This window comes from Streptomyces sp. NPDC004667 (genome assembly GCF_040609475.1).
Taxonomy (GTDB): Bacteria; Actinomycetota; Actinomycetes; order Streptomycetales; family Streptomycetaceae; genus Streptomyces.
This window is the reverse complement of the sequence record NZ_JBEXKC010000004.1, coordinates 23,302-39,347: the sequence shown is the minus strand read 5'-3', so window position 1 is coordinate 39,347 and position 16,046 is coordinate 23,302. Positions and strand designations below refer to the sequence as shown.

Annotated in this window: 18 protein-coding genes and 1 tRNA gene; 12 read left to right on the top strand and 7 right to left on the bottom strand. The window is 71.2% G+C overall.

The window, feature by feature from the left end:
- The first annotated feature begins 127 nt into the window (after nt 1-127).
- The 4 genes from ABZW32_RS03425 (at nt 128) to ABZW32_RS03410 (ending at nt 3,460) form a co-directional block, all read left to right on the top strand.
- Complete coding sequence (locus ABZW32_RS03425; protein WP_030160471.1) at nt 128-703, top strand: TerD family protein; 576 nt, start codon at nt 128-130, stop codon at nt 701-703.
- 135 nt (nt 704-838) lie between these two features.
- On the top strand, nt 839-1,414 hold the full coding sequence (locus tag ABZW32_RS03420; RefSeq protein ID WP_030227215.1) for a TerD family protein: 576 nt from the start codon (nt 839-841) through the stop codon (nt 1,412-1,414).
- A 25-nt stretch (nt 1,415-1,439) separates the two neighbouring features.
- Nucleotides 1,440-2,576: a DUF475 domain-containing protein gene (locus ABZW32_RS03415; protein WP_356210558.1), complete on the top strand. Its 1,137-nt coding sequence runs from the start codon at nt 1,440-1,442 to the stop codon at nt 2,574-2,576.
- Between the two features lie 143 nt (nt 2,577-2,719).
- A complete protein-coding gene (locus ABZW32_RS03410) occupies nt 2,720-3,460 on the top strand; it encodes a Tellurium resistance (RefSeq protein WP_356210556.1) in 741 nt (246 codons plus the stop codon).
- Between the two features lie 28 nt (nt 3,461-3,488).
- On the opposite strand, the gene ABZW32_RS03405 is transcribed toward ABZW32_RS03410, so the two are convergent.
- On the bottom strand, nt 3,489-4,322 hold the full coding sequence (locus ABZW32_RS03405; RefSeq protein ID WP_356210554.1) for a TerD family protein: 834 nt from the start codon (nt 4,320-4,322) through the stop codon (nt 3,489-3,491).
- A 194-nt stretch (nt 4,323-4,516) separates the two neighbouring features.
- On the opposite strand from ABZW32_RS03405, the gene ABZW32_RS03400 reads away from it, so the two are divergent.
- The 4 genes from ABZW32_RS03400 to ABZW32_RS03385 all read left to right on the top strand — a co-directional run bounded on the left by ABZW32_RS03400 (nt 4,517) and on the right by ABZW32_RS03385 (nt 9,796).
- Entirely contained in the window at nt 4,517-5,692 is a 1,176-nt protein-coding gene (locus ABZW32_RS03400; protein ID WP_356210846.1) for an HpcH/HpaI aldolase/citrate lyase family protein, read from the top strand.
- A gap of 86 nt (nt 5,693-5,778) precedes the next feature.
- Nucleotides 5,779-8,322 (top strand): phosphoribosyltransferase, encoded by a 2,544-nt coding sequence (locus tag ABZW32_RS03395; RefSeq protein ID WP_356210844.1) that lies wholly within the window; start codon nt 5,779-5,781, stop codon nt 8,320-8,322.
- Nucleotides 8,319-9,140: an HAD family hydrolase gene (locus tag ABZW32_RS03390; RefSeq protein WP_356210552.1), complete on the top strand. Its 822-nt coding sequence runs from the start codon at nt 8,319-8,321 to the stop codon at nt 9,138-9,140. Before ABZW32_RS03395 ends, ABZW32_RS03390 begins: the two co-directional genes overlap by 4 nt.
- On the top strand, nt 9,137-9,796 hold the full coding sequence (locus tag ABZW32_RS03385; RefSeq protein ID WP_356210551.1) for a class I SAM-dependent methyltransferase: 660 nt from the start codon (nt 9,137-9,139) through the stop codon (nt 9,794-9,796). The genes ABZW32_RS03390 and ABZW32_RS03385 overlap by 4 nt, the downstream gene beginning before the upstream one ends.
- A gap of 33 nt (nt 9,797-9,829) precedes the next feature.
- Here ABZW32_RS03385 and ABZW32_RS03380 read toward each other — a convergent pair whose 3' ends face one another.
- The 3 genes from ABZW32_RS03380 to ABZW32_RS03370 all read right to left on the bottom strand — a co-directional run bounded on the left by ABZW32_RS03380 (nt 9,830) and on the right by ABZW32_RS03370 (nt 12,261).
- Nucleotides 9,830-10,054, bottom strand: a complete 225-nt coding sequence (locus ABZW32_RS03380) for a zinc ribbon domain-containing protein (protein ID WP_356210549.1) — start codon at nt 10,052-10,054, stop codon at nt 9,830-9,832.
- Between the two features lie 9 nt (nt 10,055-10,063).
- Nucleotides 10,064-10,612, bottom strand: coding sequence for a DUF4383 domain-containing protein (locus ABZW32_RS03375; RefSeq protein WP_356210546.1), 549 nt, complete (start codon nt 10,610-10,612; stop codon nt 10,064-10,066).
- Nucleotides 10,613-11,016: 404 nt separating this feature from the next.
- Nucleotides 11,017-12,261: a hypothetical protein gene (locus tag ABZW32_RS03370; protein WP_356210544.1), complete on the bottom strand. Its 1,245-nt coding sequence runs from the start codon at nt 12,259-12,261 to the stop codon at nt 11,017-11,019.
- 105 nt (nt 12,262-12,366) lie between these two features.
- Between ABZW32_RS03370 and ABZW32_RS03365 the strand changes: the two genes are divergently transcribed.
- Nucleotides 12,367-12,441, top strand: a tRNA-Val gene (locus ABZW32_RS03365).
- 427 nt (nt 12,442-12,868) lie between these two features.
- Here ABZW32_RS03365 and ABZW32_RS03360 read toward each other — a convergent pair.
- The 3 genes from ABZW32_RS03360 to ABZW32_RS03350 form a co-directional block, all read right to left on the bottom strand.
- A complete protein-coding gene (locus tag ABZW32_RS03360) occupies nt 12,869-13,183 on the bottom strand; it encodes a hypothetical protein (protein ID WP_356210841.1) in 315 nt (104 codons plus the stop codon).
- Between the two features lie 179 nt (nt 13,184-13,362).
- On the bottom strand, nt 13,363-13,629 hold the full coding sequence (locus ABZW32_RS03355; protein ID WP_356210542.1) for a hypothetical protein: 267 nt from the start codon (nt 13,627-13,629) through the stop codon (nt 13,363-13,365).
- Between the two features lie 278 nt (nt 13,630-13,907).
- A complete protein-coding gene (locus ABZW32_RS03350; protein ID WP_356210539.1) occupies nt 13,908-14,231 on the bottom strand; it encodes a DUF6415 family natural product biosynthesis protein in 324 nt (107 codons plus the stop codon).
- On the opposite strand from ABZW32_RS03350, the gene ABZW32_RS03345 reads away from it, so the two are divergent.
- The 3 genes from ABZW32_RS03345 to ABZW32_RS03335 all read left to right on the top strand — a co-directional run bounded on the left by ABZW32_RS03345 (nt 14,186) and on the right by ABZW32_RS03335 (nt 16,001).
- The gene (locus ABZW32_RS03345; RefSeq protein WP_356210536.1) at nt 14,186-14,785 is read left to right on the top strand and encodes a helix-turn-helix transcriptional regulator; all 600 of its coding nucleotides are present in this window, start codon (nt 14,186-14,188) and stop codon (nt 14,783-14,785) included. The two genes, ABZW32_RS03350 and ABZW32_RS03345, sit on opposite strands and share 46 nt — an antisense overlap.
- A 168-nt stretch (nt 14,786-14,953) precedes the next feature.
- Entirely contained in the window at nt 14,954-15,589 is a 636-nt protein-coding gene (locus ABZW32_RS03340) for a hypothetical protein (RefSeq protein WP_356210533.1), read from the top strand.
- Nucleotides 15,555-16,001, top strand: coding sequence for a GNAT family N-acetyltransferase (locus ABZW32_RS03335; protein WP_356210531.1), 447 nt, complete (start codon nt 15,555-15,557; stop codon nt 15,999-16,001). The genes ABZW32_RS03340 and ABZW32_RS03335 overlap by 35 nt, the downstream gene beginning before the upstream one ends.
- The last annotated feature ends 45 nt before the right edge of the window (nt 16,002-16,046 follow it).

Below are 16,046 nucleotides of genomic sequence, written 5' to 3'. Positions count from 1 at the left end.
TCCCGCGGCGGGCCCGCCGCGGGAAAACAGCCTGCGGGCGGGAACCCGTCACTAGGATCGAAGCGTTGATCCGGGTAGCAACCGCACGACGGGGCTCCCGCCCCACACACATACCAATGGAGGACCCGTGGGAGTCAGCCTCAGCAAGGGCGGCAACGTCTCGCTGACCAAGGCCGCGCCTAACCTGACGGCGGTCATCGTCGGTCTGGGCTGGGACGCTCGCACCACCACCGGTGTCGACTTCGACCTCGACGCCAGCGCGATCCTGACCAACGACCAGGGCAAGGTCGCCAACGACTCGAACTTCGTGTTCTTCAACAACCTGAAGAGCCCGGACGGCTCGGTGGAGCACACCGGTGACAACACCACCGGTGAGGGCGAGGGCGACGACGAGGCCATCAAGGTCAACCTCGCCGGCGTCCCGGCCGATGTCGCCAAGATCGTCTTCCCCGTCTCGATCTACGAGGCCGAGAGCCGCCAGCAGAGCTTCGGCCAGGTGCGCAACGCCTACATCCGCGTCGTGAACCAGGCCGACAACAGCGAGCTGGCCCGCTACGACCTCTCCGAGGACGCCTCGACCGAGACCGCCATGGTCTTCGGCGAGCTGTACCGCAACGGCGCGGAGTGGAAGTTCCGTGCCATCGGCCAGGGCTACGCCTCGGGCCTGCGCGGCATCGCGCAGGACTTCGGCGTCAACGTCTGATCCCGATACCGGGCCGAGCCCGAAGAAGTTCTTCCGTCCGGCGCCGTGCACCCGTGTGTACGGCGCCGGTCCGGCTTTGCCACCATGTGCAGGTGGCCGTGCCACACCACCACGTCGTCCGGGGAGGACCACATCATGGGCGTCACACTCGCCAAGGGGGGCAACGTCTCCCTGTCCAAGGCAGCACCCAACCTCACCCGGGTCCTGGTCGGTCTCGGATGGGACGCGCGCTCGACGACGGGGGCGGACTTCGACCTCGACGCCAGCGCGCTGCTGTGCAACAGCGGCCGGGTGCTCGGGGACGAGTACTTCGTCTTCTACAACAACCTCAAGAGCCCCGAGGGCTCCGTCGAACACACCGGGGACAACCTCACCGGCGAGGGTGAAGGCGACGACGAGTCGATCATCATCGACCTCACCAAGGTCCCGGCCCAGGTCGACAAGATCGTCTTTCCGGTCTCGATCCACGAGGCGGACACCCGCCGGCAGAGCTTCGGTCAGGTCAGCAACGCCTTCATCCGTGTGGTGAACATGGCGGACGACCAGGAACTCGCCCGCTACGACCTGACCGAGGACGCCTCCAGCGAAACGGCGATGATCTTCGGCGAGGTCTATCGGTACGGCGGGGAATGGAAGTTCCGTGCGGTAGGTCAGGGGTACGCGTCGGGCCTGCGGGGCATCGCTCTAGACTTCGGGGTCAACGTTTCGTAAAGCCGTACAAGACGATGGGGTGCCAGTGGTTCTCAAAACCTTCGGCTGGTCGTTCGCAGTCACTGCGCTCGGTCTGGCCGCTGCGGTGTTCTACGGGGGATGGCCCGCTTTTGGGATCGTGGCGATCCTGTCGATCCTGGAGATCTCGCTCTCCTTCGACAATGCGGTGGTCAACGCCGGAATCCTGAAGAAGATGAATGCCTTCTGGCAGAAGATCTTCCTCACCGTCGGTGTCCTCATCGCCGTCTTCGGCATGCGCCTGGTCTTCCCCGTGGTCATCGTGGCGATCAGTGCGAAGATCGGGCCCATCGAGGCCGTCGATCTCGCGATGAACGACAAGGACATGTACCAGCAGCTGGTCACGGACGCTCACCCGTCCATCGCGGCCTTCGGCGGCATGTTCCTTCTGATGATCTTCCTCGACTTCATTTTCGAGGACCGCGACATCAAGTGGCTCGCCTGGCTGGAGCGTCCGCTCGCCAAGCTCGGCAAGATCGACATGCTGTCCGCGTGCATCGCGCTGATCATCCTGGTCATCACCTCGATGACCTTCGCCGCCAACGCCCACCAGCACGGCGGCGTCCACGTGGACAAGGCGCAGACCGTCCTGGTCTCCGGCGTCCTCGGCCTGATCACCTACATGATCGTCGGCGGCCTCTCCGGCTACTTCGAGAACAAGCTGGAGGAAGAGGAGGAAGCCGAACACGAGGCCGAGGAAGAGGCCAAGAAGAGCGGCAAGCCCGTCTCGGCCGTGGTCATGGCCGGCAAGGCCGCGTTCTTCATGTTCCTCTACCTCGAAGTCCTCGACGCCTCCTTCTCCTTCGACGGGGTCATCGGCGCCTTCGCCATCACCAACGACATCGTGCTCATGGCCCTCGGCCTCGGCATCGGTGCCATGTACGTCCGCTCGCTGACGGTCTACCTGGTCCGCCAGGGCACCCTCGACGACTACGTCTACCTGGAGCACGGCGCGCACTACGCGATCGGCGCCCTCGCCGTGATCCTCCTCGTCACCATCCAGTACGAGATCAACGAGATCATCACCGGTCTCGTCGGCGTCGTGCTCATCGCCTGGTCCTTCTGGTCCTCGGTGCGCCGCAACAACCGCCTGGCCGCCGAGGGCGGCGACGGCGAGCCCGCGGAGGTCGGAGCCGGGGTGTGACCCGGCCCTGATTGCGGAACGCTTTCCACAGAACCGTTTCGGTTTCGACGGGGCGGCCGCGCGGATCCATCGGACCGCGTGGCCGCCCCGCCGCACATCCACGGCATCCGGCGCACGCACGGACCGACCTGGGGGGTTGGGACATGGGGTTCTTCGACGGGATCAGGGGCGCGCGCGCCATGGGGTTCGACTCGGGCCAGGCCTCGTCGAACGCCATCGAGCTGACCAGGCGGCATCCGACGGTGTCGCTCACCAAACAGCAGGCGGTCCACGGCAACCTCCGCGTGAACCTCTCCTGGCGGATGCGCACCTCCGACATCGGGGGCCGCTCCGGGCAGAGCGGGCAGCTGCTGCGGCACCCGTTCAAGCTGTTCAAGCCCGACATGGTGCAGGCGCACACCCAGGGCATGGTCAACGTCGACCTGGACATGGGCTGCCTCTACGAGCTGACCGACGGCACCCGGGGCGCGGTGCAGCCCCTGGGCAACCTGCTGGGCGACCTCAACGACCCGCCGTTCGTCAAGCTCAGCGGCGACGACCGCTTCGGCTCGGGCTCCGGGGAGACGCTGTACGTCAACCTCGACCACGCCGAGGAGATCAAACGGCTGCTCGTGTTCGTCTACATCTACGACCAGACGCCGGCCTTCGACCGCACCCACGCCCTGGTCACCCTTTACCCGACCGCCGGGCCGCGGATAGAGATCCCGCTGGACGAGCGGCACCCGCAGGCCCGCTCCTGCGCGGTGGTCTCCCTGGCGAACGTCAAGGGCGAGCTGATCGTCCGCCGCGAGGTCAGGTTCGTCTACGGGTTCCAGGCCGAGCTGGACCGGCTGTACGGGTGGGGCCTGCAGTGGGGGCGGGGCTACAAGAGCACCAAGGCCTGACCGGCCCCGCCCCCGTACGGGGTGCCGCTCAGCGGCGGATGAACTGCGGACCCTGCACCGGCAGCCGGAAGGACGGGTCCCCGCCCGGGGCCGGCACCGGAGCGGGCGCGGGGGCCGGGGACACCGGCTGCGGGTACCCGTAGGCGGGCTGGACGGCCGGCGGGGCCTGCGTGGGCGGAGCGGGCGCCACGGGGACCGGCGGCCGCATGGCGGCGGTCCGGTCGTCGCCGGAGCCGCCTCCCGGCGCCCCGGCGGGCCCGGCGGCCCCGGCGGCCCCGGCGGGCTCCGCCGTCCGGCCGGCGCCGGGCTCGGGGGCGTTCTCGTCGACGGAGATCCCGTGGTCGGTGGCCAGCCCCACGAGCCCGTCGGAGTAGCCCTCGCCCAGGGCGCGGAACTTCCACCCCTCGCCCCGGCGGTACAGCTCCCCGCAGATCAGCGCCGTCTCGGCGCCGGTCTCGGGCCGGACGTCGAAGTGGGCCAGGGGCTCGGGGCCGGCGCCGGCGGTGGCGTCGTAGAGGAGGATCCGCAGGTCCCGGACCCGCCGGAAGGGGACGTCCTCGGCGGAGGCCACCACCAGGATCCGGTCCACCACGGGGGGGACGGCGCGCAGGTCCGCCTGGACCGCGTCCGTCACCCCGTCGCCCAGCTGCTTCTTGCCCAGCCGCCAGACCGCGCCCGAGGGGTGCCGGGGCTGGTTGTAGAACACGAAGTCCTCGTCCGAGCGCACGCGCCCGTCCGCTCCCACGAGCAGCGCGGAGGCGTCCACGTCCGGCACCTCGGTCCCGGTGGTCCAGCGCAGCACCGCCCGGACCGCCACGGCGGTCACCGGAATGTTCGAGCCCTTCTGCATCGCGTGCGTCATGCCCGTCATCCTGCCCTCCCGGACGCGACCGGGACAATGCGGCCCCCCGTAGGGCCTTGTCCGGATCGCGAGAGCTGGGCATGGTGCAAGAGGGTTACCGGAACTTCATGTACTTGAGGAACTCTTGACTCGTGTTCGTACGTACTATTACCGGCCACGCCAGTTGGGCCGCCGAGGCAGTACGGGGGAAGTACATGCGTCACTTCGGGCACATATCGCCCACCGTCCGCAAGGACCTCTTCCACCAGGAGCCGGCCGAGTTCTCCATCGCCTCTCCCGCCCACATCCTGGCGGCCGCCCTCGGGGCGACCCTCTACAGCCCCGCGACCCGGCCGCACCTGGCCGCCGACATCCGCAAGCAGGCGGGCCGCGGAGTCGTCTCCATGGTCCTCTGCCTGGAGGATTCCATCAGCGACTCCGACGTCCTGGGCGGCGAGGAGAACCTCGTCCGACAGTTCGCGGACCTCGACACCGACCCGGCCGGCACCGCGGGGCTCCCGCTCCTCTTCATCCGGGTCCGCACCCCCGAGCAGATACCCGACCTCGTGCGCCGCCTCGGCGGCCCGGTGCGCCACCTGGCCGGATTCGTACTGCCCAAATTCACCGAAAGCCGCGGAACGGCCTTCCTCGACGCCGTCGCCGACGCCGAATCCGCCTCCGGCCTGCCCCGGCTGTACGCCATGCCCGTCCTGGAGACCCCCGACCTCCTCCACCTGGAGACCCGGGTCGATGCCCTCGCCGGCATCTCGCGCACGGTCAACCGCTACCGCGAGCGCGTCCTGGCCCTGCGGCTCGGGGTCACCGACTTCTGCTCCGTGTACGGACTGCGCCGCACCCCCGACATGACCGCCTACGACGTCCAGATCGTGGCCGGGGTGATCGCCGACGTGGTCAACGTCCTCAGCCGCGCCGACGGCACCGGCTTCACCGTGACCGGCCCGGTCTGGGAGTACTTCCGCAGCCAGCAGCGCCTCTTCAAGCCCCAGCTGCGCCGCAGCCCCTTCCTGGAGGAGGGGGTGGAGGAACTGCGCACGGCCCTGATCGAACACGACCTCGACGGGCTGCTCCGCGAGATCGAACTCGACCGGGCCAACGGGCTGCTCGGCAAGACCTGCATCCACCCCGCACACGTCACGCCCGTCCACGCGCTGTCGGTGGTCTCCCACGAGGAGTTCAGCGACGCCCAGGACATCCTGCGCCCCGAGCGCGGCGGCGGCGGGGTCATGCGCTCCGTCTACACGAACAAGATGAACGAGGTGAAGCCCCACCGAGCCTGGGCGGAGCGCACCATGCTGCGTGCCGAGGTCTTCGGTGTGGCGAAGGAAGAGGTCGGCTTCGTCGACCTGCTCACGGCCGGGCTCCAGGTGTGAGCGGGCCGGTGGACGGGGCGGTGGATCGGTCCGTGGAGCAGTACGTGGAGCAGTCCGTGGAGCAGTTCGTGGAGAAGGGGAAGACGATCGACGAGGTCTGGTCGGGAAGCTGGGTCGCGGACCGGCTGGGCGTGCGCCTGCGGGACGGCGGTGACCCGGCCGCGCCACCGCTCGACTCCCTGCTCGGGCTCGCCCTGCGCCGCAACCCCAAGCGGGCCCACCTCCTGGTCTCCCAGGTGCTCGGCAAGCACGTCCCCCAGTCCCCGGCGGTCGTCCACGCCGCCGGCCACGGCCTCGGGCTGCGGGTGAGGGCCCTGCTCGGCGAGGAGGCGGCCGCCTCCGCGGTGGTCCTCGGGTACGCGGAGACCGCGACCGGACTCGGCCACTGCGTCGCCGACGGCCTGGGCGCGGCCCCCTACCTGCACTCCACCCGCCGGCCCGTGCCGGGCGTGGAGCCCGCGGGCGGCTTCGAGGAGGCGCACTCGCACGCCACCTCCCACCTCCTCCTGCCCGAGGACCCCCGGCTGCTGGCGGGCACCGGTCCGCTGGTCCTCGTCGACGACGAGTTCTCCACCGGCAACACGGTCCTGAACACCATCCAGGACCTGCACGCCCGCCATCCGCGCGGCCACTACGTGGTCGTCGCCCTCGTCGACATGCGCTCGGCGGCCGACCGCGACCGGCTGACCGCCTTCGCCGACGGCCTGGGCGCCCGGGTGGACCTGATCGCCCTCGCCTCCGGCACGGTCGACCTCCCGGAGGGGGTCCTCGCCAAGGGGCAGGCCCTCGTGGAGCAGCAGGAGGCGGCGTCCTTCCGGATGTGCGGAGGGGTCCGGCGCCGGACCGGCCCGGGACGCGCCGGCCGGGGTACCGCCCGCCGGGGCACCGAAGGCCCGGCGCTCCCCGCGGCCCCGGTCACCCGCCTCGCGCTCGACTGGCCGGCCGGTGTCCCCGACGGCGGCCGCCACGGCTTCACCCCCGCCCACCGCGACGCGCTGGAGGCGGCGGTTCCGCACCTGGCCCGGCAGCTCGCGGACGCGCTGGGCGAGGACCCCGGGCGGGTCCTCGTACTCGGCAACGAGGAGCTGATGTACGCGCCGCTGCGGCTCGCGCTGGCGCTGGAGGAGTCCGGGGCCGCCGCCGAGGTGCGGTTCTCGACCACGACCCGCTCACCCGTGCTCGCCGTCGACGACCCCGGCTACGCCATCCGCACCCGGCTCGTCTTCCCCGCGCACGACGCCCCGGCCGACGGCCCCGGCGACCGGTACGCCTACAACGTCAAGGGAGCCGGCTTCGACGCCGTCGTCGCCGTCGTGGACTCCGCCGGGGACACCCCCGAGCTGGACAGCGGCCTCCTCGCGGCCCTCGCCCCGCACACCGGGCGGGTCCTGCTGGCCGTCGTACCGGCGTACACGCCCCCCGCCCCCACCCACGCCCCCGGCCCCGGCCACGCCCCCGACCGGCAGGAGCCGATCATGTCCGAGCCCGCCCTGGCCGATCCGCTGCGCGGGCCTGCCTTCTCCTCGTACGCCCCCGAGGACGTCGGCTGGCTGCTCCAGGACCTCTCCGGCTGCGAGCTGGAGGCCCCGACCGAGGAGCGCGAGGAGGCCATCCAGGCCGGCGGCGCCCACTACGCCGAGTCCCTGCCGGTGGAGTACCAGCCCTCCGAGGCCTACCAGGAGCTGTACCGCAGCGCCCTCGGCGCCTCCGCCGCCCGGATCGCGCGCGCGGTCGGGACCGTCACCGAGACGGTGCTCGCCGAGCGCTCCCCGTCCCCCGTACTGGTCTCGCTGGCCCGCGCCGGTACGCCCGTCGGGGTGCTGATGCGCCGCTGGGCCCAGGCCCGGCACGGCCTCGACCTGCCGCACTACGCCGTCTCGATCGTGCGCGGCCGCGGCATCGACACCAACGCCCTGCGCTGGCTGGCCGCCCACCACGACCCGGCGGACGTGGTCTTCGTCGACGGCTGGACGGGCAAGGGCGCCATCACGCGCGAGCTGCGCGAGGCCCTCGCCCCCTTCGAGGGCTTCAACCCCGAGATCGTCGTCCTCGCCGACCCCGGCTCCTGCGTGGAGACGTACGGCACCCGCGAGGACTTCCTGATCCCCTCCGCCTGCCTGAACTCCACCGTCTCCGGACTGGTCTCGCGTACGGTGCTCAGGGCCGACCTGGTCGGCCCCGACGACTTCCACGGCGCGAAGTTCTACCGGGAGCTCGCCGGAGCCGACGTCTCCACCGGCTTCGTCGACACCGTGGCCGCGCACTTCGACGCCGTGGCCGAGGCCGTGGACGAGGAGGTCAAGGAGCTCCTCGCCGCCGACCGGACCCCCACCTGGGTGGGCTGGGCGGCGGTGGAACGGATCAGCGAGGAGTACGGCATCCACGACGTGAACCTGGTCAAGCCCGGCGTCGGCGAGACGACCCGGGTGCTGCTGCGCCGCGTGCCGTGGAAGATCCTGGCCCGGCGCGGGGCCGGCACCGACCTGGACCACGTACGCCTGCTCGCCGCGCAGCGGGGGGTGCCGGTCGAGGAGGTCGACGGGCTGCCCTACACGTGCGTGGGACTCATCCACCCCCGATACACGCGCGGCGCCACCGGCGCCGACGGAAAGGCAGTGGCCGCCCCGTGACCGTCCTCGTAGCCAGTGACCTCGACCGCACGCTCATCTACTCCTCGGCCGCCCTCGGCCTGACCATGCCCGACCCGCAGGCCCCGCGGCTGCTGTGCGTCGAGGTGCACGAGAGCAAGCCGCTGTCCTACATGACGGAGACGGCGGCCGGGCTGCTGGCGCAGCTCACCGCCGACCCGGCGGTGGTCTTCGTGCCCACCACCACCCGGACCCGCAAGCAGTACCAGCGCATCAGCTTCCCCGGCCGTCCGGCCCCGTACGCGATCTGCGCCAACGGCGGCCAGCTGCTGGTGGACGGGGTGGCGGACCGGGACTGGCGGCGCGCGGTCGCGACGCGGCTCGCGCGGGAGTGCGCCCCCTTGGAAGAGGTGCACGCCCACCTGCTGGCCGTGTCCGACCCGGCCTGGCTGCGCAAGGCGCGGGTGGCGGAGGACCTCTTCGCGTACCTGGTCGTCGAGCGCGCGCTGGTCCCCGACGAATGGCTCAAGGCACTGGAGGAGTGGGCGGGCGCGCGCGGCTGGACGGTCTCCCTCCAGGGCCGCAAGATCTACGCCGTCCCGCGTCCGCTGACCAAGAGCGCGGCCATGGCGGAGGTGGCGCGGCGCACCGGCGCCGACACCACGCTCGCCGCCGGCGACTCCCTGCTCGACGCCGACCTGCTGCTCGCCGCGGACCGGGCCTGGCGGCCCGGGCACGGGGAACTCGCCGACGCCGGCTGGACGGCGCCCTCGGTGACGGCCCTGAGCACGGCGGGGGTACTCGCCGGTGAGGAGATCATCCGCGCATTCGGCCGGGCGGTTGCGACACTGACCGCATGACCAAGGGCAACAGCACCAAGATCACCGACGAGCTCTACGCGTACGTCCTCGCGCACAACCCCCCGCTGGACGCGGTCCAGCGGGGGCTGGTCGCGACCACCTGGGAGAAGTTCCCGGACTCGGCCGGCATGCAGTCCGCCGAGGAACAGGGGCCGCTGCTGGCCTTCCTGGTCAGGCTCACCGGCGCCCGCCACATCGTGGAGGTCGGTACCTTCACCGGCTTCTCCGCCCTGTCCATGGCCCAGGCCCTGCCCGCCGACGGCCGCCTGATCGCCTGCGACGTGTCGCAGGAGTGGACGGCGTACGGCCGCGAGGCGTGGGAGGCGGCCGGCGTCGCCGACCGCATCGACCTGCGCATCGCCCCGGCCCTGGACACGCTGCGCGCGATGCCCGAGGAGCCGCACATCGACATGGCGTACGTGGACGCGGACAAGCAGAACCAGATCCTCTACTGGGAGGAGCTCGTGCCGCGGCTGCGCCCAGGCGGGCTGATCGTCACGGACAACACGCTCTTCCACGGGACGGTCCTGGACACGTCGCCGGAGGGCAGGGGCGCGAGCGTCCACGCGTTCAACGAACACGTCGCGGCGGACACCCGCATGGAGTCCGTCCTGCTGGCGATCTCGGACGGCCTGACCCTGTCGCGCAAGCGCTAGCGCCGCCGACGCCGCCCCCGACTTCGCCCCGGATCAGCCGCAACCCCCGCCACCGCAGCAGCCGCCGCCACCGCCCATCGCCGGCGCGGGGGCGGCGGCGGAAGCACCGCGCGTGCCGCCGACCGCGACGGCGGAGAGCAGCTTGACGGTGTCGGCGTGGCCGGCCGGGCAGTCGGCGGGAGCAGAGGACTCGGCCATCGGCCGGCTGACCTCAAAGGTGTCGTCGCAGGTCCGGCAGCGGAATTCGTAACGAGGCATGCACACAGGCTACGCAGCGCGCCGCTCCCCGTGAAGCGGCGCCGCCGCGCTCCGGTGTTCCCGGGCCGCCTGGTCGGGGTGGCGGGCCCGCCAGTACGGGTTGTCGTGCGGCAGGGCGCTGCCCACCCGCCCGTACATCCCGAACCACATCAGCATCACGCCGACGACGAAGCTGAACAGCACGTTCGGGATCCGGAAGGCGAGGAAGTTCAGCCCCGTGTCGAGCAGGGCCAGGTTCACGAAGCCGCTCGCGATGAACGCCAGCCCGAGCCCGATGTTCAGGGTGGAGGCGAAGGTCCCGCCGATCACCATGCCGACGAAGAGCAGCACCCCGATGCAGATCGACAGGATGCTCAGCGCGCCGTTGGTGTTGAGGGCCAGCACCGTGTCGCCGCCGGTGTCGAAGAACCCGATGTGGTGGGTGAGTCCGAGGATCCCGAAGGCGACCAGCAGCAGTCCGGTGAGGCCGGCGCCGACCCGGTAGATCTGGCTGAGCTTGTGGTCGGCGGGCAGGTGATCGTCGAGCTTGGCGTTGACGGGGTGCAGGAGGCGGTGCATCAGGTGGGAGTGCTGTGGCTCGTGTGTCTCGTACGGCTCGTGGGGTACGTAGGGCGCGTAGTTCTCATGAGCCTCGTGACACCCGTAGACCGCGTGAGGACGGTACGGTTCATAGGGCGCCGGAGACTCATGGGCCGTACGAGGCCGGTGGGACGTGTGGGCAGCCATCTCGCCCTCCTCTACTCCGCCCCCCCGCACCTCCAGCATCCGCCGCCGAGGCCCCCCGGACAACCCGTACCGGGCGAAGGCCGACCGGGGGCGGGGGGCGCCGGCCTCGGCCACGCGAGCTCAGGCCGCGCGAGCTCGGCTGCGTCGGCCTCGAACGCGCCGGCCCTGGCTGCGTCGGCCTCGACGACGTCGGCCCTGACCGCGCGCTAGCCCTGACTGCGCTAGCCCTGACCGTCCTAGCCCTGGCCGCGCTCCGCCCGGATCCCGTTGACCACCCGGGTCACGGAGCCCCGTACGTCCTCCATCTCCAGCAGGAACGCCCAATAGTCCGGGTGCCGCCCCTCCAGCCCGGCCAGGGCCCGCTCCACCCGTGCCACCGACTCGTCCAGCGGGCGCGCGTGCCGGGGATCGGGCACGGTCCGGCCCGCCATCGCCAGCCGTTGCGCGTCCCGGATCGCGAACCGGGTCCGCTCCACCTCGGCCTTCGGATCCCGCGCCACCGCCTCCAGCCGCGTGAGCCGGTCCTGCGCGGCCGACACCGCCTCGTCGGTCGCGTCCAGCGAGCTCCGGACCTCCTCCAGGAGCGTCCCTACGTCGGCCCAGCGCTGTTCCTCCCGCGCCCGGCCGGCCTCCCCGAGCCGGTCCTCCGCCCGCGCGACGTCCCGTACCGCCTGGTCGGGGACGTGCTGAAGGTCCTGCCAGCACGCCGCGCTGAACCGGCGCCTCAGCTCACTGAGCACCGGATCCACGCGGTCCGCCCGGTTGCGCAGCGCCTGCGCCCGGGTCCGCAGGCTCACCAACCGGCGGTCGATCTCCGCGGCCCGCTCCGGCAGCCGCGCCACCTCGGCCCGTACCGCTTCCGCCTCCCGCAGGATCCGGTCGGCGCGCTGCACGGTCGCCTGGACCCCGTGGAGGGCCGCGCCCTGGTTCAGCTTGGTCAGCTCGGGCCCCAGCGCGGCCAGCCGGGCCGCCGGCTCGTCGGCCCGTATCCCCTTCGCCCGCGTCACGTCCAGCGCGTCACTCGCCGCCAGCAGCGCGGCCTTCGCCCGCTCCCGCGCCGGCGCGACCCTCGCCAGCTGCGTCTCCGCCTTGTCCAGCAGCGGCTGCAACCCCTGGGCGAACCGCTCCAGCTCCCCCTTGACCCGCACCAGCTCCTCACGGGCCCGGGTCAGCTGCTCCCGCGCCTGCGAGGCGACCGAGCCCTCCAGATCGACCCGGTCCAGGTCGTGCGCGTCGACGGCCTCGATGTACACGTGGCTCACCTGGTCGATGCGCTGCCCCAGCGCCACGAACCCCTCCGCGGCCCGCCGGGCCTCGGGCGAGCCGTCCGCGGCGGCGATGGTCTCCATGGAGATCCGCAGATCCCGCTGCGCGGTGTCCAGCTCGTAGAACGCGGCCGCGGCGGCATCCTTCGCCGCCTGCACATCCGCCCGCCGACTCTCGTCCCGCCCGCCGAACCACCGCCGGGATGCCGTCGTCACAATCCCTCTCCCGTACCGCGTCCGCCATGCCCAGGTCCATTCTCTCCCACGGGAACGGGTTTGCGTGGGGGGTGCGCCCTCCATGTAGGCTGTCCACTCGTCCACGGGTGCGTAGCTCAGGGGTAGAGCGCTGCTCTTACAAAGCAGATGTCGGCGGTTCGAAACCGTCCGCGCCCACCAGTAGGAAGTAGCAGGTGAGAGCCTGTTCTTGGCCCCCCGATCGTGTTCGATCGGGGGGCTTTCCTCGTCTTCGACGCCACATCGCGATGTGAGCAGCCCCCAGTCATCACCCATTCAGGGGGTTACAACTGGCAGATCATCGGGTTAGATCAGATCTGGCATGGACATACCGTGCGCGCCAAACCAGCCAGCGAAAACGGGCTGCGGGGCTCGGTCGAGCAGTGCTCCAGCCGTTCTCCAGAAGAGAGCCGCAGTCGATGGGGGACTGCCAGCCGGGGCCCTGTCGGGACCTGCACCCAGTAGCGGAGCACGATCGTGCGCATCGGTGAGGTGCCACGAGGCGGGGCGATCGTGCCCGCCTGCGGCGTCAAGAACCCGTGCTCCCGAAGCGCGTTAACCCACTGACCGGCCTCCCCCTCCCAACGGGTCACGGTCGGGGACGCAGAGTGCACGGCCGAAGACGCAGGCCTACCGAAGCGTTCCCCAGGGGGCAGATGGGACAGGACCAGAACGCCCCCGGGCCGGAGTCGTTCCCTGATGGCCGGAAGGAGGACGCCCGGGTCCGTGAACCAGTGGGCCCGAAGACGGAGAAGATCGCGTCGTACGTGCTCGTGGTGTGGCACAGGAAGTGCGCGGCGCCGGCGTGATGCACCTCGACCGCAGACCCCCACCGGGCAGCTGCCGCAGCCACCTGAACGCCTGAGACGTCAACGCCAACGGCGTGCACGCCGAGCGAGGACAGGTGGGCGAGCCGATCACCCTTGCCGCAACCGAGTTCCAGCACATCCGCACCGGGGCCGACTTCGAGGAGTGAGGCGCCGGGCCTGTGCCCGTGATGGATCGTCCAGCTGAAGGGCGGCGGTGGACCGTGGCGGCCGGCAGGAGTGAGGCAGGCGTAGCTGTCCCATGTGGACTGGGTGGTCATGGAAGGGGCTCCGCAGAGGAGAAGGAACCCCGCCCGGCCGCGACGCGGCCGGACCGGGCGGCCGGAGTCCGGGGGCTCGGGGTAGTGGTGGACGAACCCCCGAGACGCTCGCACAGGCCGTTGTAGATGGCGGTGTGCAGGATGAGGGCGTGCCAGCCCTCGTCGACGACGCGGGACGGTGCGATACCCCGTGCGCCTGCGGCGGCCGCGGCGACGAACTTGAGGCCCTCGACGACGACCCGCTCCGACATGGTCCAGTCCATGTCGGGGTTGTCCTTGGCGACGGTCGCGGTGACGCCATGAAGTCGTTGGGGCTGAGCAGAGACCGGGCGTCGCGGGCTCCAGGCTCCATGGTGAGGGTCATGGTTCCGCCAGTCTGGGCGGGTGTGGGGGTGGTGCCCCCTTGCTGCTGCACGGCGGAGGGGGCAGGGGCGGAGTGGACATGCTTCTCCCTAGGTTGTGTGGAGGAAGGTGTCGACGACGATGACGGCGAGGATCCCGAGGGCGATCACGACGTACAGGGCCTGTCGCTGCCACTCGCTCACTGGACGCGGCTCGTCTGCTGCTCGACCGCCGTGGCCAGGTTCCGCAGGATCCGGGCCAGGGCGCGCGCGTGGTTCCAGGCCGCGTGGTCGCTGTGCCCCGTCGGGCCGGCGTCGGTGAAGTACGACCACTCGGCCAGGGCCGCGTGGCCGCGCTCCGTCCGCTGGCCGTGCGGGATCGCGGAGACCTGGGCGTGCAAGGCCTGCCCGCTCGCGACCAAGTCGCCGGTGAGGCGGGCGACGCCCTCGGCGTCCGGCTGTTCCGAGTAGGGGGCCAGTGCCTTCCCGAGGAGTTCCTCGATCCGTGTCTCGCCGGGGTTCACGCTGCTGCTCCCTGCGTCGTCAGCGGGTGGCGGCAATCCCAAGTAGGTGCTGGGCAGTTGCCCGCAGGAGTAGCCTGACGTGCGCACACCGTGATGAACATCGTTGGCGTGTCCGCGCGCGTCCGCACCCCTGCGGACACGGAGGAGGAGCCGTGCCCGAATCCTTCGGCGAAGTCCTACGCCGACTTCGAGGTAACCGGTCCGTGCGGGACGTCGCCCGTCTCGCCGCCTGCGGGAAGACGCATGTCAGCGACCTGGAGAACGGCAAACGACAGCCCACACGGGAACTCGCCGCCGCCCTGGATGGAGCCCTCGGCGCCGAAGGGCATCTGGTGGCTCTCGCGGACATCCGCCCGGGTTCTTCCCCGCTCGATCAGGCGGATGCCTTGCAGCAGGGCCTGCACCAGACGTTGACAGCCGGCCCGATGACGGATGCGTCACTCGATGAGTGGGAGTGCACGGTGGCCAGGCACGGACGGGCCACCCGGTACCGGCCGAGGGTGAGCTCCTGCCCGAGCTCCTGGCAGACTTCACGGACTTACGTCTCGTACTGACCCACCGGCATTCGGTGCCCGCGCGGCAGCGTCTGACGATCGCCGTGGCGCAGATGTCGGGGCTGATGGCGCTGACTGCTCAAGCTGGGGGATGGCCGCTCACGAGCCTGGTGGCGTACTGGCCGCGCGGCAGCAGCCGCAGCCGACGACCGGTCGGCCCTCAGCTGGATGTACGCGCAGGAGGCTTACCAGCTGTACTACGGGGGCGACTTGGAGGGAGCCGCCGAACTGGCCGCGCGAGCACAGCACCTCGCGGGTGGCCTGCCGTATGTCGGGCCTGCCCTGGCGGCCCCGTTGGAAGGGCGGGCGCTGGCGCTGTTGGGGCAGCGGGACAACGCGGTGGAGGCGCTCGGGAGGGCGGAGGTTGCCCTGGAGCGGCTGCCCGAGGCGGACCGGACTGCTTCGGCCTTCGGCTACTCGGAGTCGCAGCTCGCCTTCCACTCAGGCAACGCCCTGACCCACCTGGGCGAGATCGAGCGGGCAGCCGACCAGCAGGAGCGCGCTCCGGAGCTGTACCCGCTGCGAGACCACACCGACCGCGCGCTGATCGCCCTTGATCAGGCCATAGGAGCCGCGATCCGCGGCGATGTGGCAGGTGCGGTGGCCCTGGCGACGGCAACGATCGTCGACCTGCCGAACGAGCACCGATCTGCGCTGGTCATCTACCGGGCACGGGAGGTCGCGGCTAGGGTGCCGGAGGCACGGACGGTGCCGGAGGTGCGGGTGCTGCGCGAGGTGTTGGCGCTGTCCCCTGTCGAGAGGGACAGCAGTGCGCATCGAGCAGGCGACGCCGGACGACGTTGACGTCATCTCCGTGATCCTCGGGGAAATCGAGGGCTACTACGGGGGTTCGGCGACGCCTGGTGACCCCGAGCAGATTCGGGCGGCCTTGTTCGGCGAGCGGCCGGCGGCGACAGTGCTCTTGGCCCGCGACGGCGAGCAGGTACTCGGCCTGGCGTCGTACAGCTTCCTGTGGCCGGCGGCCGGTGCGGATACCTCCCTGTTCCTGAAGGAACTGTACGTGCGCGAGCCGGCTCGACGTCGCGGCGTAGCCGGGGCCCTGATGAAGGCACTCAAGGCCGTGGCGGCACAGGTGGGTTGCTCGCGGGTGGAGTGGACAGCCGACGCGGATAACCCGGCGGCTCTCGCCTTCTACCGAGCCCTCGGCGCGGAGCCCCGCAACGGGAAGATCTTCTATCGGGCGGAGCTCCCCTGAGGGCTGTCCCGTAAATAATCTCCGAGACGCCTCGGACCTGGCGCA